The 18,088-nt window shown below is 64.9% G+C and carries 21 protein-coding genes; 14 read left to right on the top strand and 7 right to left on the bottom strand.

The genetic code is table 11. The features are described 5' to 3' along the window. Positions 1-11 precede the first annotated feature (11 nt). The 6 genes from zwf (at position 12) to FJ950_RS21385 (ending at position 5,687) form a co-directional block, all read left to right on the top strand. Positions 12-1,388 (top strand): glucose-6-phosphate dehydrogenase, encoded by a 1,377-nt coding sequence (zwf, locus tag FJ950_RS21410; RefSeq protein ID WP_140618399.1) that lies wholly within the window; start codon positions 12-14, stop codon positions 1,386-1,388. 14 nt (positions 1,389-1,402) lie between these two features. Next, entirely contained in the window at positions 1,403-2,107 is a 705-nt protein-coding gene (locus FJ950_RS21405) for an ROK family protein (protein WP_140618435.1), read from the top strand. Between the two features lie 207 nt (positions 2,108-2,314). Then, on the top strand, positions 2,315-2,779 hold the full coding sequence (locus FJ950_RS21400) for a MucR family transcriptional regulator (protein ID WP_140618397.1): 465 nt from the start codon (positions 2,315-2,317) through the stop codon (positions 2,777-2,779). Between the two features lie 125 nt (positions 2,780-2,904). After that, complete coding sequence (locus FJ950_RS21395; protein ID WP_140618395.1) at positions 2,905-4,005, top strand: aminotransferase class I/II-fold pyridoxal phosphate-dependent enzyme; 1,101 nt, start codon at positions 2,905-2,907, stop codon at positions 4,003-4,005. A 158-nt stretch (positions 4,006-4,163) separates the two neighbouring features. After that, on the top strand, positions 4,164-5,402 hold the full coding sequence (locus FJ950_RS21390; RefSeq protein ID WP_015315074.1) for an MFS transporter: 1,239 nt from the start codon (positions 4,164-4,166) through the stop codon (positions 5,400-5,402). A 15-nt stretch (positions 5,403-5,417) separates the two neighbouring features. Continuing rightward, positions 5,418-5,687 (top strand): hypothetical protein, encoded by a 270-nt coding sequence (locus tag FJ950_RS21385; RefSeq protein ID WP_051041236.1) that lies wholly within the window; start codon positions 5,418-5,420, stop codon positions 5,685-5,687. Positions 5,688-5,745: 58 nt separating this feature from the next. Here the strand turns inward: FJ950_RS21385 and FJ950_RS21380 are convergent, their stop codons facing one another. The 6 genes from FJ950_RS21380 to hemC form a co-directional block, all read right to left on the bottom strand. Then, on the bottom strand, positions 5,746-6,462 hold the full coding sequence (locus FJ950_RS21380; protein ID WP_140618394.1) for a glutamine amidotransferase: 717 nt from the start codon (positions 6,460-6,462) through the stop codon (positions 5,746-5,748). 15 nt (positions 6,463-6,477) lie between these two features. Then, positions 6,478-6,957 (bottom strand): TerB family tellurite resistance protein, encoded by a 480-nt coding sequence (locus FJ950_RS21375; protein WP_140618392.1) that lies wholly within the window; start codon positions 6,955-6,957, stop codon positions 6,478-6,480. Between the two features lie 37 nt (positions 6,958-6,994). Beyond that, a complete protein-coding gene (locus FJ950_RS21370; RefSeq protein ID WP_140618390.1) occupies positions 6,995-8,587 on the bottom strand; it encodes a heme biosynthesis protein HemY in 1,593 nt (530 codons plus the stop codon). Positions 8,588-8,597: 10 nt separating this feature from the next. Beyond that, positions 8,598-10,076 (bottom strand): COG4223 family protein, encoded by a 1,479-nt coding sequence (locus tag FJ950_RS21365; RefSeq protein WP_140618388.1) that lies wholly within the window; start codon positions 10,074-10,076, stop codon positions 8,598-8,600. A gap of 109 nt (positions 10,077-10,185) precedes the next feature. Next, positions 10,186-10,902 carry a uroporphyrinogen-III synthase gene (locus tag FJ950_RS21360; protein WP_140618386.1) on the bottom strand — a complete coding sequence of 239 codons (717 nt, stop codon included), beginning with the start codon at positions 10,900-10,902 and terminating at the stop codon, positions 10,186-10,188. A 2-nt stretch (positions 10,903-10,904) separates the two neighbouring features. Beyond that, a complete protein-coding gene (hemC, locus tag FJ950_RS21355) occupies positions 10,905-11,831 on the bottom strand; it encodes a hydroxymethylbilane synthase (RefSeq protein ID WP_140618384.1) in 927 nt (308 codons plus the stop codon). Between the two features lie 101 nt (positions 11,832-11,932). Between hemC and tsaD the strand changes: the two genes are divergently transcribed. Genes tsaD through FJ950_RS21320 form a run of 7 tightly spaced genes read left to right on the top strand, consistent with a single transcriptional unit; the run spans position 11,933 to position 16,711 of the window. Beyond that, positions 11,933-13,018, top strand: a complete 1,086-nt coding sequence (tsaD, locus tag FJ950_RS21350; RefSeq protein WP_181171368.1) for a tRNA (adenosine(37)-N6)-threonylcarbamoyltransferase complex transferase subunit TsaD — start codon at positions 11,933-11,935, stop codon at positions 13,016-13,018. Beyond that, positions 13,015-14,037 carry an NAD(P)H-dependent glycerol-3-phosphate dehydrogenase gene (locus tag FJ950_RS21345; protein ID WP_140618380.1) on the top strand — a complete coding sequence of 341 codons (1,023 nt, stop codon included), beginning with the start codon at positions 13,015-13,017 and terminating at the stop codon, positions 14,035-14,037. Before tsaD ends, FJ950_RS21345 begins: the two co-directional genes overlap by 4 nt. A 37-nt stretch (positions 14,038-14,074) precedes the next feature. Beyond that, positions 14,075-14,371 (top strand): YciI-like protein, encoded by a 297-nt coding sequence (locus FJ950_RS21340; protein WP_140618378.1) that lies wholly within the window; start codon positions 14,075-14,077, stop codon positions 14,369-14,371. A gap of 39 nt (positions 14,372-14,410) precedes the next feature. After that, the gene (locus FJ950_RS21335; protein WP_140618376.1) at positions 14,411-14,836 is read left to right on the top strand and encodes an EVE domain-containing protein; all 426 of its coding nucleotides are present in this window, start codon (positions 14,411-14,413) and stop codon (positions 14,834-14,836) included. Beyond that, a complete protein-coding gene (locus tag FJ950_RS21330; protein WP_181171362.1) occupies positions 14,791-15,516 on the top strand; it encodes a methyltransferase in 726 nt (241 codons plus the stop codon). Before FJ950_RS21335 ends, FJ950_RS21330 begins: the two co-directional genes overlap by 46 nt. A 21-nt stretch (positions 15,517-15,537) precedes the next feature. Beyond that, on the top strand, positions 15,538-15,954 hold the full coding sequence (locus tag FJ950_RS21325) for a DUF1761 domain-containing protein (protein ID WP_015315061.1): 417 nt from the start codon (positions 15,538-15,540) through the stop codon (positions 15,952-15,954). A gap of 13 nt (positions 15,955-15,967) precedes the next feature. After that, complete coding sequence (locus FJ950_RS21320) at positions 15,968-16,711, top strand: glycosyltransferase family 25 protein (protein ID WP_140618372.1); 744 nt, start codon at positions 15,968-15,970, stop codon at positions 16,709-16,711. Positions 16,712-16,715: 4 nt separating this feature from the next. Here the strand turns inward: FJ950_RS21320 and gcvA are convergent, their stop codons facing one another. After that, positions 16,716-17,648, bottom strand: a complete 933-nt coding sequence (gene gcvA / locus FJ950_RS21315; RefSeq protein WP_015315059.1) for a transcriptional regulator GcvA — start codon at positions 17,646-17,648, stop codon at positions 16,716-16,718. A 166-nt stretch (positions 17,649-17,814) separates the two neighbouring features. Between gcvA and FJ950_RS21310 the strand changes: the two genes are divergently transcribed. After that, positions 17,815-18,057 carry a hypothetical protein gene (locus FJ950_RS21310; RefSeq protein WP_140618370.1) on the top strand — a complete coding sequence of 81 codons (243 nt, stop codon included), beginning with the start codon at positions 17,815-17,817 and terminating at the stop codon, positions 18,055-18,057. Positions 18,058-18,088 lie beyond the last annotated feature (31 nt).

The following is an 18,088-nucleotide window of genomic DNA, read 5'->3' as shown; positions in this document are numbered from 1 at the left end:
GAGACGCACGCATGAGCCAGGAACGGTCCGATACGCTGGTGCTCTTCGGAGCGACCGGCGACCTCGCCCACAAGAAGATATTTCCAGCGCTTTACCAGATGGTCGCCAAGGGCACGCTCACCGAACCGGTGATCGGCGTCGCCTTCGACGCCTGGGATTTGAAGCAGTTGCAGGACCGCGCCCGCGACGGCATCGTCCATGCCCTGGGCGCCGTCGATGAGAAGGTCTTCGCCAAGTTCGCGTCGCTGCTGCGCTATGTCAGCGGCGACTATCGCGATCCCACGACCTTCGAGAAGCTGAAGACGGCACTCGGCAGCGCCCAGCGGCCGCTGCATTACATGGCGGTGCCGCCGTCCATGTTCGAGACCGTCGTGCAAGGGCTGGAGCAATCCGGCACAGCGCATGGCGCGCGACTGATGGTCGAAAAGCCGTTCGGCCACGATCTCCAGTCGGCGCGCTGGCTGAACCGAGTGCTGCACCTGGTGTTCGACGAGCAGTCGATCTTCCGCATCGACCATTATCTCGGCAAGGAGGCGATCCAGAACCTGCTCTATTTCCGCTTCGCCAACTCCCTGCTGGAGCCGATCTGGAACCGCAATTACGTCGAGAGCGTGCAGATCACCATGGCCGAGGATTTCGGCGTCGAGGGGCGCGGGCGGTTCTATGACGATGTCGGCGCCATCCGCGACGTCATCGAGAACCATCTGCTCAACATCCTGCTGCTCCTGGCCATGGAGCCGCCCGTCGGCCGCTCCGCCGACGACCTGATCGACGAGAAGGTGCAGGTGTTGCGCGCCATCCGGACATTGACGAAAGACGATGTCGTGCGCGGCCAGTTCACCGGCTATCTCGCCGAGCCCGGCGTGGCGCCGAACTCGCCGGTGGAGACCTTCGCGGCGGTGCGCTTTTTCGTCGACACCTGGCGCTGGCAGGACGTGCCGTTCTTCATCCGCGCCGGCAAGAACATGCCGGTGCATGTCACCGAGGTGGTGGTGCGGCTGAAACGGCCGCCGCTCGACGTCTTCGACCCGATCAAGCCCGCCGACCAGAATTACGTCCGCTTCCGCATCGACCCGCAGGTGATGATCGCCATCGGCGCCCAGCGCAAGGCGCCCGGCGACGACATGATCGGCGAGCAGGTGGAACTCACCGCGCTCGACGATTCCAAGGGCGACATGCCGCCCTATGAACGGCTGATCGGCGACGCCATGAACGGCAACGGCCAGCTCTTCACCCGCCAGGACGCCGCCGAACTCGCCTGGCGCATCGTCGGTCCGGTGCTCGGCGACACCACGCCGCCGCATCTTTACGAACCGAGGACGTGGGGGCCAGCGGACGCCATGGCCGGCTTCGGGCCGCCCAATGGCTGGATCGACCCGGTCGCATGAGTGGAGGGGACGAGATGGCCAAGGTGGTCAAGAAGGCTGCGTCGGACACCGGGCAGGTAGTCCTTTCGATCGATATTGGCGGGTCGCACGTCAAGATCCTGACCAGCGACGGTGGCACCGAGCGCCGGACCGATTCCGGGCCTGACCTGACGCCAAGGCAGATGATCGACAAGGTGAAGAAGCTCGCCGACGGCCTGTCCTATGACGTCATTTCGATGGGGTATCCGGGCCCCGTGCGTCAAAACAAGCCGGTGCTCGATCCCATGAATCTCGGCAAGGGCTGGGCCGGCTTCGATTTCACCGCTGAGTTCGGCAAGCCGGTCAAGGTGGTCAATGACGCGCTGATGCAGGCCCTCGGCAGCTATGAGGGCGGGCGCATGCTGTTCCTCGGCCTCGGAACCGGCCTCGGTGCCGCGATGGTCCTCGACAATGTCGGCCAGCCGATGGAACTCGCCCACCTTCCCTACAGAAAAGGCCAGAGTTTCGAGGACTATGTCGGTGAACGTGGCCTCGTAAAGCGCGGCAAGAAGAAGTGGCGCGGTCATGTCTTCGACGTCGTCAACCGGCTGCGCGCCGCCCTGCAGCCAGACTATGCCGTCATCGGCGGCGGCAATGTCGACAAGCTAGACGAATTGCCCCCCGACTCCAGGCGCGGTGACAACACACGCGCCTTCGAAGGCGGATTTCGTCTGTGGCGCGACAAGGCCCTGATCGTCTGATATTGTTACAGCTTAGTATAGTTGTTCAAAATGCCGTGTTATGTCGCGGCGATAGATTGCATTGCGCAGATTTGCCGACTAGGAAGTCAGCCCCACTACATCGCGTCGCGCGCGACGCACGAAGACGACCCACTTTAATTTTGCGCATCATCCTTTTTGAAAACGGTCCCATTTTCGAGGTTATGCGCCATGGATGGAGGAAATAGATTGACCGACGAAAACAGCCACGCCAGCAAGACCCTCGACCTTCTCGAGCTGACGGCCCATATCGTATCGGCCTATGTCGAGAAGAATCGCCTGCCTGCGTCCGGCCTTCCCGAGCTGATCGCCAGCGTCAGCGCCTCGATCAGCGGGCTCGGCCAGCCGGTCGCCCCGGTGGCGGCACCGCTGGTCCCGGCCGTCAACCCGAAGAAGTCGGTGACGCCGGATTTCATCATCTGCCTCGAGGACGGCAAGAAATTCAAATCGCTGAAGCGTCATCTCGGCGTCCATTTCGGCCTGACGCCGGACGCCTATCGCGCCAAATGGGGCCTGCCTTCCGACTATCCGATGGTTGCCCCCAACTACGCGGCTTCGCGCTCCGAACTGGCGAAGTCGATCGGCCTCGGCCGCAAGGCCGCCGTGGTCGCCCCCGTCAAAGGCAAGGGCCGGAAGGCCAAAGTCCCGGCCTGAGGCTATTTGGACGCTGAGCCAATTGTTAGGACGACTGGAATAGAAGCCTGCCGGCGAATTCGCCTTGGCAGGCTTCGTGCTTTTGTGGCTTGGATAACCTGGGACAAGACGATCTGGGGGAAGCCATGAATTACACCAGGATGGTGATCGAGAAAGAAGCGCCGGAGGAGTACGGTTACGACCGCATCCGTTACAACCTCTCCGAAAGTTCGATCGCCGATCAGAAACTCTCCGACATCGGCCTCTCGCTGCCTGATCTGACCCTCTTCTATGGCGAGCATCGCGGCGACAGGGAGTTGCGCGCGCTGATCGCCGCGCAGGATGCCGGCATCGCACCCGACGACGTGCTGGTCACGGCCGGTGCGGCCGGCGCGTTGTTCATCATCTCCACCTCGCTGCTCTCGGCCAGCGATCACCTCGTCGTCATCAGGCCCAACTACGCCACCAACATCGAAACACCGCGGGCGATCGGCTGCGCCATTAGCTTTGTCGACCTCGCCTTCGACGAAGGCTTCGCCATCGACGTCGAGCGCGTCAGGGCCGCGATGCGGCCGAACACGAAGCTGATCAGCGTTACTTGCCCGCACAATCCGACCGGCACCATGATGAGCCGTGCCGAATTGGACGCGCTGGTCGCGCTCGCCGAGGCCAGCGGCTGCCATCTGCTGGTCGACGAAACCTATCGCGATCTCTCCTATGGCAGGCGCCTGCCTTTGGCGGCCTCGCTGAGCAAAAAAGCCATCAGCGTCTCGTCGCTGTCGAAAGCCTTCGGCATTCCCGGCATCCGCATCGGCTGGCTGATCACTAGGGATGCGGCCCTTCAGGAGACATTTCTGGCCGCCAAGGAGCAGATCGGCATCTGCGGCAGCGTCATCGACGAAGGCATAGCGCGCGGCATGCTGGAAGGCCGGGACGCTTTCCTGGCAAAGCTGCTGCCCGAAATGGCCAGGCGCCGGGACATCGTCCAGGCCTGGATCGACCGCGAGCCGCTGGTCGACTGGGTGCGGCCCGAAGGCGGTGTCGTCGGCTTCCCGCGCCTCGATGTCGAGCCCGGTTTCGACCTCGACCGCTTCTATGTCAGGCTGCTGGAAGATCACGGCACCTATGTCGGGCCCGGCCACTGGTTCGAAATGGAAAAGCGCTTCTTCCGCGTCGGCTTCGGCTGGCCGACGGAGGCCGAGTTGAAAGGCGGGCTGGACGCGATTTCAGCTGCGCTGCGGCAGTAAATTCCGCGTGCTATCGGTGGTGCGGATCGAAAGTCCCTTGATCCGGATCTGATTTTAAAGCATATCCGCCCCGAACTTTACCAAGTTCCATTGGTCGAACAGCGCCCATTCGGGAAGTGCCCCGCGAGCCGATGCCCACCGCAACGGGGCCTCACTTCATGATACCAGAACAAACCTTGCCGGAGCAGCGCTATGCCGCTTTCCGGCACAGAGCCTTCCTCAGCTACTGGACGGCGCGCTTTCTCACCACTTTCGCGACCATGATCGTTTCGGTGGCCGTCGGCTGGCAGGTCTATGATCTGACGCGCGATCCGTTCGATCTTGGCATTGTAGGCATCGTCCAATTCCTGCCGTCGCTGCTTCTGGTGCTGGTTACAGGTGTCGTCGCCGACCGTTTCGGCCGCCGGCTGATCATGACCTTGGCGACCTTGGTCGAAGGCGCCTGCGCGCTGGCTCTGCTGTTTCTGACCCTGCGCGGCCTTACGACCCCGCTGCCGATCTTCGCCGTGCTGGTCATGTTCGGCATTGCCCGCGCCTTCTACGGGCCGGCTTCGTCCTCCCTGTTCGCCAATCTCGTGCCGCAGCGCGATTTCGCCAACGCCATCGCCTGGAACTCCTCCGCCTGGCAGACCGCGACGATTGTCGGGCCTGTCGCCGGCGGCTTGCTCTATGGCGTGTCCGCGGAAGTGGCCTATGCGACGGCCGCAGTCCTGATGCTCGCCGCCGCGTTGCTGATCTTCACCATTCCCAAGCCCGCGCAACAGACCGCCACCGACAAGCCGACGATGGAGACGCTGTTTGCCGGCTTCCGCTACATCTGGAGCGAGAAGATCGTGCTTGGCGCCATCTCGCTCGACCTCTTCGCCGTGCTTCTGTCCGGCGCCTCGGCGCTGCTGCCGGTCTATGCGCGTGACATTCTGCAGCTTGGACCTTGGGGCCTCGGCTTGCTGCGCTCGGCACCGGGGATCGGCGCCATCTGCGTCGCCGTCTGGCTTGCGGGCCATCCGATCCGCGACCGTGCTGGCAAGATCATGCTGAGTTTCGTGGCGGCGTTCGGCGCCTGCACCGTGCTGTTCGGCCTGTCGACGCTCACCTGGCTCTCGATCGTAGCACTTGCCCTGCTCGGAGCCACCGACATGTTCAGTGTCTACATCAGGGAGACGCTGATCCAGCTGTGGACGCCCGACGAGGTGCGCGGCCGCGTCAACGCCGTCAATCAGGTCTTCGTCGGCGCCTCCAACGAGGTCGGCGAATTTCGCGCCGGCACCATGGCGGCGCTGATCGGCACGGTTCCGGCGGTGGTCATCGGCGGCATCGGCGCCGTCGCGGTTGCCGGCCTGTGGGCCTATCTGTTCCCGGCGCTGCGCAAGGTGAGGCACCTCAAAGGACGAAACTGACGGGGCAGCGAATCTATGCTAAGCCGCCGCCGAACCAACCAAAGGACGACACAAGTGAGCGAACCGACCGTGGCCGAAGCGACCGAAAATATCTACGCGTCGCTCAGGGCGGACAATGCCGACATCGACGCCCATATCGCGACGCTCAAGGCAGCGCTGGCGCGAGAGGGGATAAAACAGGCGGTGTTCGATCCTGCCAAATTGGCGCAGAGCAACCGCTCGGGCCGCAAGTTGATGCAGGCTTATTTTCGGCAGCGCGGCGTGAGCGTAACGTTTTCGGACTAGTTTTTAGGCTCCGAAAGTCGGTTGTCAGAAGCCGGCGATTCAGAGCACCGGCCCGGCACTAACGCGCCACTGGCTCGCCAAAAATCGCGCGCAAAAACTCGTCGAGCCAGCGCTTCAAATGCATGTCCCAGATCAGCCGGCCGCCGAGATGGTCGCGGCCGGGCTGCGCACCGGGCAGCTCGAAGCGATGGGCGCCGCGCACCACCCAGCGCTGCATCATCACTCGGGTCAGTTCGCCGTGGAACTGGATGCCCCAGGCATTATCGCCATAGCGGAAGGCCTGGTTGGGATAGGTCTCGTTCGTGGCCAGCAGCGTCGCGTCGCTCGGCAGCGAAAAGCCTTCACGATGGAACTGGTAGACCATCTCTGGCCAGTGCATCAGTTTCTTGCCGGCCTCGGTCGCTTTCAGGGGATACCAGCCGATCTCGACCAGCCCTTCGCCATGGCCCTCGACCTTGCCGCCGAGATGATTGGCCAGCATCTGCGCCCCAAGACAGATGCCGAGCAGTGGCCGGTTCTCCCTGAGTGGAATCTGCAGCCAGTTGGTCTCGCGACGGACGAACTCGTCCTCGTCATTGGCGCTCATCGGACCGCCGAAGACGACCGTGCCGGCGTGGCCATCCAGCGTTTCCGGCAAGGCGTCGCCGAGCGGCGGGCGGCGGATGTCGAGATCGAAGCCCTCTTCGAGCAGCATGTGACCGACGCGTCCGGGGCTCGAATTCTCCTGATGCAGCACGATCAGGATTTTTGGTTTCGACCTCGTCTGGCGCGGCATGGGACGGCGAAAATCCTATTCGTCCGAGGATGTTCCAGTGGCGCCCGGCGCGTGCGCCGCCGCCTTGCGGCGCGCCTCGACGCGGTCGTGGCGTTCGACGCCGATCAGCTCGGCGACACGCCACACCGTGTTGTCCTCCAGCTCATGCAGCTCGCCATCGGCATAGACGATCTCCCACATCAGGCCGATGAACGCCTTGCGCCCCTCCGCGTCGAGGTGACGCTTGAGCACGCTGGTGAAGGCGTAGAGGTCGATCGCCTCGTTGTCGGCCCGCTCGCCGGCGGCGGCGAGTGCTTCGAGTTCGGCACCGCTGATCGAATAGCTTTGCGCCAGCACCGTCTTGAACCGCTCCCATTCGACATCCTGGCGCACGCCGTCGGCATTCATCACATGATAGAGCAGCGCCGAGGCCGCGACGCGCGGATCGTCCGTGCTGGCATGGCTGCCGGAGCCAGCCGGTAAATCCCTGAGAAACGACAGAACGCGCTCGAACATCAATTCATTCCCAAACGGCCCAACGGCCTGCCCAAAATCAAAACAGCCGGAACCGGCGGGGCGACTTTTCCGCCTCGTCGTCCGGATCGACGCCTGGATCGTCCGGCAGCCGCGCCAGTTCTTCCGCCGGCTCGACGGCCTCGGCGTCGGCGGGCACCGCGGCAAAGGCGGCGGCCGTGACCGGGGGGACATGATCCTCGCGGCTTTCGGCGTCTTTGCCCGTCGCCTCGTCGCCGGGTGCGGCGTGATCGATCACCTCGACCGGCCTTTCCGGCCTGCCCGGCGCCTCGATGGCCACTGCCGGGGCGTCCGGCTCATCGTGGCTGTCGATCAGCTGGCCAAGCCGCTCCATCGGCGCGCGCCATTCGAAGGCGTCGAGCCGGCCGGTGACCGGCGAGACCGGTGCCCAGCGCTCGGAGACGACGCCGTCGGCGACCCAGGCCGGATCGCGCGGGGCTCGCACCGCCTTGGACAGCAGCTGCCGCACCTTGCCCTGGTCGCCGGTCTCGGCCTCCTCGATGTCGGCGAGCAGCAGATAGGCGCCCTCGCGTCGGTCCATCCGGATCGCGGCCTCTGCCTCGCGGCGGGCGGTTGAAAAATCCTGCGCGTCGAGCGCGGCACGCGCCACCGTCATTGACGATTCAGCGTGGTTCTTCTTCATCTCCTGCAGCTTCTTTGCCCGGTTGAGCCGATCGAGCACGGCGTCACCCGGCCTCGCATGGGTGTAGAGCTCGGCAATCTCGGGATGCGGCTCGGCCTTCCATGCCGCTTCGAGGATCTTCGAACCCTTGCGCACGTCGTTCTGCCTGAACAGCGCCGCGGCGGCGGCAACGGCGGCGGGGGCAAAATCCGGCTGCAATCTGTTGGCCTCGATCGCCGCTGTCCTGGCAGCCGCGGGATCGCTGTCCGCAAGCGACTGCGCCTTGGCGGTCAACAGCACCGCGCGGCGGCGGTTGGCGGCGTCACGCTCGATCTGCCGCGTCGACTTCTGCGCGTCGACCAGTTTCAGCGCGCCATCCCAGTCGCCGCGCGCGGTCAGTTCCTCCAGCGTCGATTCGGCCGCCCAGGCCAGTTGCGGCGCCACTGCGGCGGCACGGCCGGCATAGTGCCGGGCGGCGTTGCGGTCACCCAGTCGTTCGGCTTCCAGGTAAAGCCCTCGCAGGCCAAGCAGCCGCATTTCGGGATCGTCGAGCATGCTCTCGAATTTTTGGCGCGCGCCTTCATGGTCGCCTTCGAGCAGCGATGCCTGTGCCTCGAGCAGATGGATCAGCGGCTCCTGGTCGGAGCGGATCAGCTTGGCCGCTTCCTTGGTCTTCTTGCGGGCCAGCGCCCCGTCGCCGGCGCCGGCGGCGATCATGCCGGTCGACAGCGCCTGATAGCCACGGTCGCGGCGGCGCACGCGAAAATAGCGGGAGATGGTGTAGGGACTGTTCCACAGCGACTTGATGAGCCACCAGACAATCATCACCGCGGCGACGACAGCGACGACGGCAACCGCCGCCACCATCAGGCTCACCTGGTACTGATAGCCGTTGAAGGTGACGACCATGTCACCCGGCCGATCGGCCAGCCAGGCAAAGCCCAGCCCGAGCGCGAAGACGACGATGAGGAAGGCGAGCAGGCGGATCATCGTGTTGCCCTCATGCCTTCATCGCGCCGGAGATCAGCGCGTCGACCTGGGTTTCGACCTCGATGCGCGCCTTCAGTTTGCCGGCAAAGTCGGCGCCCGCTGCCTTCGCGGCTTCCGGCAGCGTGTCATATTCGCTGAGTGCCTTGGCATAGTCGCCCTGCGTGACCGCAGCCTCCATGCGCGCCACGGTTTCCGGTGCGCCGGGGCCTTCGACGGCACCGATCGGCCGGACCTTGACCAGCGATTCAGCGCTCGACATCAGGTTCTGAAGGAAGCCGGCATTCTGATCGACCGGCGTGGCGGCGGCGACCATGGCATTGGCGGCGGCGTCCATCCGCGAGGCGATCTCGGTACGGGTCGGCACGCCCTTTTCCGCATAGGGCCGCAAGGTCGCGAGTTCGGGCGCATCAGGCGAAATCGCGGCCAGCGTATCGAGTTCGGCTGAAAACGGCGCGCCGCGATCGAGCGCCGCCTTCAGCGCCGAGGCAGCGATGGCGAGTGCGATCTTTGGCTGGGACGCCTGCGCATCGACCTTGCCGGAAAGCTGCGACACCGACTGCTCCAGCGCGGAGAGACGGCCTTCCTGTGCCTTCGCCGCCTCGCCCGTCGACTTCACCAGCGCATCGAGACCCGCCAGCTTTTCGTTGAGCGGGCCGAGATCGACAGGCGCCGCGCTGCCGGCTTTGCCGAGGGCCGCCACCGTGGTTTCGATCTGCTTGACTTTGTCGCCCATCGCGGCAAGCCCGGCATTGTCGCCCGCGCCACCCTGTTCGACCGCTGATTTCAGCGCCGCGACATCGCTCTTGACCTGATCCAGCGCCGACGACAGGCCGTCGACCTTGGCCGATGCACCGCCGCTGCCGCCGGCTTCCCTCATATCCGCGATTTCGCTTTTCAACGAGGCGATCTCGCCATTGACGCCGTCGAGCGAGACACCGGGAGCGGCACCCGGCGCACCGAGCAGGCCGGCAAATTGCAGGCCACCGGCGCCGACCAGGGCGATGACACCACCGATGATACCGGCGGCGATGCCGTTGAGGCCGCCCCGCTTCGGCTGCGTGGCCATCGGTTCGCTCCTTGCGTCGGTTTTACCGGAAGCCGCCTTGGTCTCCGCGGTTTTGGCGGTTGCATCCTCAAAATTGTAGTCGGAAGCGTTGGCGCGGTTGGGGGGTATATCCGAACCGGGATAAGGCATTTCCGGCTCAGTGGATTTGGCCTCGGCTTGCGGTGGCGCGTCGGTGCCAGGCTGCCCGGCGGCTGCATCGCCATGCTCCCAAGGTTCGAGATCCGCCTGATCGGCATGTACCGGCTCGTCCGGCGGCTCTGGCCGCGAGGCGTTCGCCGCTTCCTCGGCCTTCGCCTCATCGGTCTGGGCGGTATTCTTGGCGGCATCCTCGTCGACGATGCGTGAGACGGCGCCCGGATCGAGATCGATGGTCACCGGCTCGCGGCGGCCTTTCGAGTGTCGCATCTTCGGCGTCTTGACCATGCAGGGGCTCCGCAAATTCGCTTCGTCTCAACGCCTGGCGGCGCGTGATGGTTCAGAAAGGGTCTAGCACATCACCAAGCGGTGAAAAGGGGCGGTGTGATGACGCGGGTCAGGGCCGTGCCCGCAAAAGTGCCAGCAGCGCCTCCTCGTCGGGCCGCGCGGCAACGTGCATTGCTTTGCCGGTGCCGTCGCCGAAAGCGGCGGCAATGCGCGCGGAAAGAGCAAAAAAACGGGTCTTTTCAAAGGCCTGCTGCAAGGTAAGTCGCCTGGCCAGTGTCTGCATTTCGGCAGCGGCCATGGCCGAATAGAGCAGCACCGCATCGACGGATTGACCGGATATCAGAGGAAGGATCGCTTCGTCCGAATAGCTCACCGCAAGCGTGTCATAAGTCTCGACGGCATGGACCTGGGCGTGAGCTGCTTCCAGCTTCTGCTCGAAGGCGGGAAATCGCACGCGCCCGCAGAAATAGACGATTGTTTTGCCGGAAAACGCGATTGCCATGCCGTCGGCCAGCGCCTCGGCATCGCCGAGCCCCTCATTGACCGAGAGAAAGCCGGCTTTGCGCGCGGCCTCCGCGGTCCTCCTGCCGACAGCATGACAAGGCAGATTGGACAGCACCGCAATCAGATCTCTGGGGGCGTGGCGCACCGCATTAGCGCTGGTGATGGCGACGACTGCCACGTCTTCCGGAATCGCCTTGGCATCGACCGGCAACGCCTTCGTCTCCGTCAAGGGCAGGAGAAGAGGCTCAAAACCCATCTCCTCCAGCTTTCGCGCGGTGCGCGACGCACCCGGCTCCGGTCTGGTGACCAGCACGCGGAGCATCTTCAGAGCCAGCCGTGGAAGAACTTTTCGCCGGCCTTGGCACGCACCGTCCGCGCCGCTTCATCACCGATGCGGGCGGCGTCCTGTGCCAGCCCTTGTAGCTCGACCGCGTGCGACTGCGTGCCGTCGGGCGAGATGATCAGCCCGGCGAAAGAGAGCTTTCCGGCCTTGATCGCGGCATAGCCGGCGATAGGCGTGCGGCAGGAACCATCGAGCGCCGCCAGGAAAGCGCGCTCGCAGGCGAGTGCCTGCCCTGTCGCCACATCGTGGATCGCCACCAGCATCTTCCCGACATCGCGGTCGCCGATCCGTGTCTCGATGCCGATCGCACCCTGGCCTGGTGCCGGCGGGAAGCTGTCTAGCGGCATCAAATCGGTGGCAACATCTTCCAGGCCCAGCCGCTTCAGGCCGGCATAGGCAAGGATGGTGCCGCTCACGACCTCTTCGTCGAGCTTGCGCAGCCGCGTCTGCACATTGCCGCGGAACATCACCACGTCGAGGTCCGGCCGCATGCGGCGGATCAACGCCTGCCGCCGCAGCGACGAGGAGCCGACTTTCGCCCCTTGCGGCAGTTCCGCGATCGTCTTCGCCGCCCTGCCCACAAAGGCATCGCGCGCATCCTCGCGCGGCAGGAAGGCGGAGAGTTCCAGGCCGGGCGGCAATTGCGTCGGCATGTCCTTTGACGAGTGCACGGCGATGTCGATCGCGCCGGCGAGCAGGGCTTCCTCGATTTCCTTGGTGAACAGGCCTTTGCCGCCAGCCTCCGACAGCGGCCGGTCCTGGATGCGGTCGCCGCTGGTCGAGATGACGACGACCTCGAACGCCTCCGCCGGCATGCCGTGCGCGGCCATCAGCCGCGCCTGTGTTTCATGCGCCTGCGCCAATGCCAGCGGGCTGCCGCGTGTTCCGATTTTCAAGATTGTTTGCATGGCGCGCGGTCCGTGATAACCCCCGGCTGGCTTTGCGTTTCCGGGCACTCTCCTAACGAGGAACGCCCTGACATACAATCTCTGGAGACAGCGACGAATTGATCCGCGTTCTGGGCATTGAGACGAGTTGCGATGAGACCGCCGCCAGCGTCGTGGCGCTGGAGGGCGATGCCGCGCCGAAAATCATGTCCAACATCGTGCTCTCCCAGATCGAGGAACATGCAGCGTTCGGCGGCGTCGTGCCGGAGATCGCCGCGCGCGCCCACGTCGAGGCGCTGGACGGCATTATCGAGGCCGCACTCGCCGATGCGGGCGTGGCGCTGGCCGAGCTCGATGCGATCGCCGCGACCGCCGGACCAGGCCTCGTCGGCGGACTGATCGTCGGCCTGATGACGGCCAAGGCGATCGCCGCGGCGGCCGGCAAGCCGCTGATCGCTGTCAATCACCTCGAAGGCCACGCCTTGACGGCGCGACTGACCGACGGGCTCGAATTCCCCTATCTCTTGCTGCTGGTCTCCGGCGGCCATACGCAGATTCTGGCCGTGCCCGGCGTTGGCGACTACCAGCGCTGGGCCACCACCATCGATGACGCGCTCGGGGAAGCCTTCGACAAGACCGCCAAGATGCTCGGCCTGCCCTATCCCGGCGGTCCCAATGTCGAGAAAGCAGCGCTGTCAGGCAATGCATCGCGTTTTGCCTTCCCACGGCCGATGAAAGGCTCGGCACAGCCCGATTTCTCCTTCTCCGGCCTGAAGACCGCGGTGCGCCAGGCGGCGACCGCGATCGAGCCCTTGAGCGACCAGGATGTCGCCGACATCTGCGCCTCGTTCCAGGCGGCCGTCGCCGATGCGCTCGCCGACCGTGTTTCTCGCGCGCTGGAACGCTTTCGCGAAACATTCCCTGGCACGAAAAACCCGGCGCTGGTCGTCGCCGGCGGCGTCGCCGCCAACCGCACGGTCAAGACAACGCTGGAGCGGCTTTGCACTGACGCCGGTTTCAGCTTCGTCGCGCCACCACTGAAGCTTTGCACCGACAACGCGGCGATGATTGCCTGGGCCGGTATCGAACGCCTGCGAGAAGGCATGGCGCAGGAGAACGGCTTCGATTTCGTGCCGCGCTCGCGCTGGCCGCTGGACAGCGTCTCGGCGCCAATGGTCGGCTCCGGCCGTCGCGGAGCCAAGGCATGACCGATCGAGCCATGAAGGGTGGGGGTCCGGGCAAAAGCGGCTGGCATGTCGCCGTGCTCGGCGGCGGCGCCTGGGGCACGGCGCTGGCGCTGGCCATGCTGCGCGCCGGCCATACGGTGCGGCTGTTCGCGCGTGACCCTGAAACCGTGGCTGCGATCGGCCGGGGCGAGAACCCACGCTATCTCCCGGGCATCGCCATCGCGCCCGGCATCGAGGCGACGAGCGACATGGAGGCAGCCCTCACTGGGGCCGATTGCGTGCTGACGGTGACGCCGGCTCAGGCGTTGCGGGCCACGCTGGCCGCCGCCAGGAATCATATGCCGGCCGGCATTCCGCTTGTGCTTTGCGCCAAGGGCATCGAGCGCGACACCGGCGCCTTGCTGTCGGCAATCGCTGCCGAAGTCTTGCCGCCAAACCCGGTCGCAGCCCTGTCGGGGCCGAGCTTTGCCAGCGATGTCGCCCGCGGCCTGCCGACGGCGGTGGTGGTGGCCGCCGGCGACGAGGCGCTTGCGGCCAACCTTGCCGCCCGTTTTTCGGCTGAAAACCTGCGCTGCTATTCGAGCGACGACTTGATCGGCGTCGAGATCGGCGGCGCCTTGAAGAACGTCTTCGCCATCGCCTCCGGCGCTGTCACCGGGGCCGGGCTCGGCGCCAGCGCACAGGCGGCCATGGTGACGCGCGGCTTTGTCGAACTGCGCCGCATCGGTGCCGCCTTCGGCGCCAGGCCCGAGACCCTGATGGGGCTTTCCGGGCTTGGCGACCTGCTGCTTACCTGCTCGTCGGCGCAGTCGCGCAATTTCGCCTATGGGCTGGCGCTCGGACAGGGCAAGGCACTTTCCGGATTGCCGCTGGCCGAGGGCGTGCCGACCGCGGCGATCGCCGCCCGCATCGCCGCCGAGCGCGAAATCGATGCGCCGATCATCGCCGCGGTCGCCGCCATACTGGACGGCACCATCACCATCGGGCAGGCCGTGACGGCGCTGATGACCCGGCCGCTGAAGACCGAAACCAACGATTGATCCCCACACTCTGATCCAACCACCCAGGAGAAAGACCATGCTGTTTGCTCTGATCTGCAAGGACAAGCCCGGAAGCCTGCAGGTGCGCCTCGACACGCGGCCCGAGCATGTCGCCTTTCTCGAAGGGCTGAATGGCGACAAGAAATTGGCCTTTGCCGGTCCGTTCCTCGACGCCGACGGCAAGCCCAATGGCAGCCTCGTGGTGGTCGAGGCGCCTGATCTGGCCAGCGCGCAGGCTCTGTCGGCCGCCGACCCCTATGCCAAGGCCGGCCTGTTCGAAAGCGTCGAAATCCGCCAGTGGAACTGGACGTTCAACAAGCCGGCGGCTAGTTAATTCGCGGCGCCCGCGACTGGGCCGCAAGGAGGAGAGAAAATGAACTACTGGCTGTTCAAATCCGAACCCTCGGTTTTCTCCTTCGAGGCGTTGAAGGCCAAGGGCAATGCCGGCACCCAATGGGACGGCGTACGCAACTACGCCGCCCGCAACAACATGAAGGCCATGCAGGTCGGCGATCTCGGCTTCTTCTACCATTCCAACGAGGGGCTGAACGTGGTCGGCATCGCCGAGGTCTGCGCGCTGGCCCATCCCGACACCACGTCGGATGATCCGCGCTGGGAGTGTGTCGACATCCGCGCCGTCAGGGACATGCCGAACCCGCCGACGCTGGAAGAAGTCAAAGCCAATCCGAAACTGGCCGAGATGGCGCTGGTGCGGCTCGGACGGCTTTCCGTGCAGCCGGTGACCCCGGCCGAATGGAAGGAAGTCTGCCGCATGGGCGGCCTGACGCCTGCGCCGTGACGGCACTCACACCCGATAGCGCCAAGCAATTCATTCTCGACAACACGGCGCTGATGGCGCCGCCGCATGTGCCTGAGATTCGTCTTCACCTCGCCGACGAAGCGCATGATCTCTGGCAGCGGACCGAGGACGAACTGGTCGAGATCGGCCTGCCGCCGCCCTTCTGGGCGTTTGCCTGGGCGGGCGGCCAGGGCCTCGCCCGCTATGTCATCGACAATCCCGATATGGTCCGAGGCAAGCGCGTGCTCGACTTCGCCTCGGGCTCCGGACTCGTCGCCATCGCCGCCGCCAAGGCGGGCGCTGCCGAGGTAACCGCCGCCGACATCGACCCGTTCTGCGCCACCGCGATCCGCCTCAACAGCGAGGCCAACGGCGTCGGCATCGGGTTCCTCGGCACGGACTGTGTGGGCACCGATGCGGGCTGGGACCTGGTCCTGGCAGGCGACGTCTTCTACGACAAACCCTTCGCCGACCGGCTGATGCCGTGGTTTTCGACGCTCAAACGGCGTGGCGCCGACATTCTGGTCGGCGATCCCGGCCGGTCCTATCTGCCGCGATCGGGGCTGGAGCCGCTTGCCGTCTATCAGGTGCCGGTGACAAGGGCGCTGGAGGATGCCGAAGTCAAACGCACCACGGTATGGCGACTGCTTGACGCCATCGCCGAACAGGCGTTTCCATAAAACCGCACAGGAGGGGAACGCATGGATTTTTCAGCGGTGAATTGGCTGGCGGTGATCGCCGCCGCCGTCGTGGCCTGGCTGTTCGGCGCCGCCTGGTACATGGCGTTGAGCAAGCCCTGGCTGAAGGCCGCCAGGCTCGATCCGGCGACGATGAAGAAATCGCCTCTGCCCTTCGTCATCTCCTTCATCGCCGAACTGCTGATGGCCTACATCATGGCCCTGGTCGTCGGCGCGATGACGGGTGGTGAGCCGACCTGGCTGGCCGGACTGATCTTCGGTTTCGTGCTTTGGCTGGGTTTTGTCGCCACGACGCTGTCGGTCAACCATCGCTACGAGAATTTCGGCTGGGACCTGACTGTCATTGATGGCGGTCACTGGCTTGGCGTGCTGTTGATCATCGGCGCGGTGATCGGCTGGTTCGGCGCCGCTGCAAGCTGACGGTGCGTTGACGATGGCGGATAAGTCCGGATTTCCCCGCGACCTGGTGTTCACCAGGATTTGTCACGTCAAGCAGGGCTACGACGACCGGCGCCGGCACATCGTGCGCGAGTTCGACCGGCGCGGCGTGCCGGTCACCTTCTACACAGACTGGGACAGGGCGGATATCACCCCGGAAATCCGTGCTGAATTGGTCGCCCCCGATTTTGTCCACCCGGCGCAGGTCTCGCTGGCGCTGAAGCATGTCGGCATCTGGCGCGACTTCCTCGAAACCGACCTGCCCTATTGCCTGGTCTTCGAGGATGACGTCTTCCTCGCGCGCGACTTCGTCGCCAAATTCCGGCAAGGGCTGGCCGAACTCGGCAGCCCGATGCGCAAGGCCGTCATCTATCTCGGCAACGGCAGCAACTACTACACGCCGAGCTGGAAATTGCGCAGGGGCCAGAGGCTCTACCCGGCACTGCATGCCAGGTGCGCGGATTCCTATCTCATCACCCGTCCGGTCGCCGAAGCCCGTTGTGCCTGGATCGATCAACACAAGATCTACACCGTGATCGACCACCAGATCGAGCAGATGGACGAAAAGCTGGGCGTTGAGATGCTGTGGTTCGAGCGGCCAATCGTCGAGCAAGGCAGCGAAAACGGCGCGTTCCAGACTTCCGTCGCCGGCAAGATGCAGCCGCTGCTCTACAAGAAGCTGAAATGGAACGTGAAGAAATACCGACGCATGATCTTCGGCCACAACGCCCGGTCCTGAGGGACTACACCTTGTCCGCTGTCCGCGTCCTGGAAACTTCCTCTAGGATCCATTCGCGGAAGGCGACAATGCGGGGATCGTCGGCCATGGCCTGGGGATAAACCAGGAAATAGGCATATTCCGGCGCAACCCTGATGCTGAGTTCGAAGGGCCGCACCAGCCGGCCCTCGGACAGGTCGTTTGCCACCATGGCGAAATCGGCGAGCGCGACGGCATTGCCGTCGAGCGCTGCCTGGACCGCATCCGTCGATGTGCCGAAGACCACGGTGCGGCTGTCGTCGAAATCGTTGATGCCGGCCGCCGCCATCCACATGCGCCAGTTCGGCCATGTCACGCCCTGGCGAGCCCATTCGATATGGGCAAGCGTGTGGTTGAACAGGTCGCGCGGCTCGCGCAGGGGCGGCCCCGATGTCAGGAGGCCCGGACTGCACACCGGAATGATGATGTTGTCGAACAGGCGGTGTGCGCTGAGCCCCGGATATTTGCCGGCGCCGAAGCGGATGCCGACATCGACGTCGTCGAGATCGAAATCGCGCAAGCCATAGGCGATGTCGAACCTGAGTTCGATGCCCGGCCGCTGCTGGCGGAAATTCTCGACGCGCCGCATCAGCCATTTCGCCGCGAACTGCGCGTCCAGCGTCACCTTCAGGAATTCGGTGCCGCGCGCCATCTTGCGCGCCCGCATCACGGCGCGGCCAAGCAGGTCGAGCGTGTCGGTCGCCGCCTCGTAAAGCACCGTGCCCGCCTCCGTCAGCCGGATGGTGCGGCTGGTGCGGGTGAACAGCACGATGCCGAGCTGATCCTCGATTTCCTTGATCTGGTGGCTGACGGCGGCAGGCGTCAGGCCGAGCTCGTCGGCGGCGCGGGTGAAGTTGAGGTGCCGGGCCGCCGCCTCCAGCGTCCTGAGCGCCCGCGTTCCCGGCAAGAGCGCTGCCATCAGCGTGCGACCTGATCGAAGCGGTCCATGGAGCCTCAAGCCTCAAATAAAACTTGATGATGAGACAAGAACTACTCGTTTCCCGTTTGTTTTTCAATACGGCATGATTGCAGCATCAATGACACCATCAAACCGGATTTGATGTCCGGGGAATACGGATGACCTCATGTCTCACATTGCTCTTCGCCCCGCATACATCGCCCGGCCAGACTGGCTGTCGGCTGCCCGTACCTGGCTGCGGCAGGCCAGGGTCGCGGTCAACCTTCCTCACCAGAACGTCGAGGATCTCTCCGATCGCCAGTTGCGCGATATCGGGGCCGGCCGCAGGGACATCGCCCGGGCCATGGACCGCGAGACAGGCCGGTTGGGCCTTCTCGACATCGGCTGGCAGCGGAACAGGAAGGGATAAGCGAGCAGGGGAGTAGGATGATGCAGCTTGA

The sequence above is a fragment of the Mesorhizobium sp. B2-3-14 genome (assembly GCF_006442175.1).
Classification (GTDB): Bacteria; Pseudomonadota; Alphaproteobacteria; order Rhizobiales; family Rhizobiaceae; genus Mesorhizobium; species Mesorhizobium australicum.
Note: the sequence above shows the minus strand (reverse complement) of the source record. Positions and strands in the feature narration are given on the sequence as shown.

Excerpts from the sequence above, each read along its gene's own strand:
- zwf (WP_140618399.1), top strand. The coding sequence starts at position 12 with ATGAGCCAGGAACGGTCCGATACGCTGGTGCTCTTCGGAGCGACCGGC.
- FJ950_RS21405 (WP_140618435.1), top strand. The coding sequence starts at position 1,403 with ATGGCCAAGGTGGTCAAGAAGGCTGCGTCGGACACCGGGCAGGTAGTC.
- FJ950_RS21395 (WP_140618395.1), top strand. The coding sequence starts at position 2,905 with ATGAATTACACCAGGATGGTGATCGAGAAAGAAGCGCCGGAGGAGTAC.
- FJ950_RS21390 (WP_015315074.1), top strand. The coding sequence starts at position 4,164 with ATGATACCAGAACAAACCTTGCCGGAGCAGCGCTATGCCGCTTTCCGG.
- FJ950_RS21385 (WP_051041236.1), top strand. The coding sequence starts at position 5,418 with ATGCTAAGCCGCCGCCGAACCAACCAAAGGACGACACAAGTGAGCGAA.
- FJ950_RS21380 (WP_140618394.1), bottom strand. The coding sequence starts at position 6,462 with ATGCCGCGCCAGACGAGGTCGAAACCAAAAATCCTGATCGTGCTGCAT.
- FJ950_RS21375 (WP_140618392.1), bottom strand. The coding sequence starts at position 6,957 with ATGTTCGAGCGCGTTCTGTCGTTTCTCAGGGATTTACCGGCTGGCTCC.
- FJ950_RS21370 (WP_140618390.1), bottom strand. The coding sequence starts at position 8,587 with ATGATCCGCCTGCTCGCCTTCCTCATCGTCGTCTTCGCGCTCGGGCTG.
- FJ950_RS21365 (WP_140618388.1), bottom strand. The coding sequence starts at position 10,076 with ATGGTCAAGACGCCGAAGATGCGACACTCGAAAGGCCGCCGCGAGCCG.
- FJ950_RS21360 (WP_140618386.1), bottom strand. The coding sequence starts at position 10,902 with ATGCTCCGCGTGCTGGTCACCAGACCGGAGCCGGGTGCGTCGCGCACC.
- hemC (WP_140618384.1), bottom strand. The coding sequence starts at position 11,831 with ATGCAAACAATCTTGAAAATCGGAACACGCGGCAGCCCGCTGGCATTG.
- FJ950_RS21345 (WP_140618380.1), top strand. The coding sequence starts at position 13,015 with ATGACCGATCGAGCCATGAAGGGTGGGGGTCCGGGCAAAAGCGGCTGG.
- FJ950_RS21340 (WP_140618378.1), top strand. The coding sequence starts at position 14,075 with ATGCTGTTTGCTCTGATCTGCAAGGACAAGCCCGGAAGCCTGCAGGTG.
- FJ950_RS21335 (WP_140618376.1), top strand. The coding sequence starts at position 14,411 with ATGAACTACTGGCTGTTCAAATCCGAACCCTCGGTTTTCTCCTTCGAG.
- FJ950_RS21330 (WP_181171362.1), top strand. The coding sequence starts at position 14,791 with ATGGAAGGAAGTCTGCCGCATGGGCGGCCTGACGCCTGCGCCGTGACG.
- FJ950_RS21325 (WP_015315061.1), top strand. The coding sequence starts at position 15,538 with ATGGATTTTTCAGCGGTGAATTGGCTGGCGGTGATCGCCGCCGCCGTC.
- FJ950_RS21320 (WP_140618372.1), top strand. The coding sequence starts at position 15,968 with ATGGCGGATAAGTCCGGATTTCCCCGCGACCTGGTGTTCACCAGGATT.
- gcvA (WP_015315059.1), bottom strand. The coding sequence starts at position 17,648 with ATGGCAGCGCTCTTGCCGGGAACGCGGGCGCTCAGGACGCTGGAGGCG.
- FJ950_RS21310 (WP_140618370.1), top strand. The coding sequence starts at position 17,815 with ATGTCTCACATTGCTCTTCGCCCCGCATACATCGCCCGGCCAGACTGG.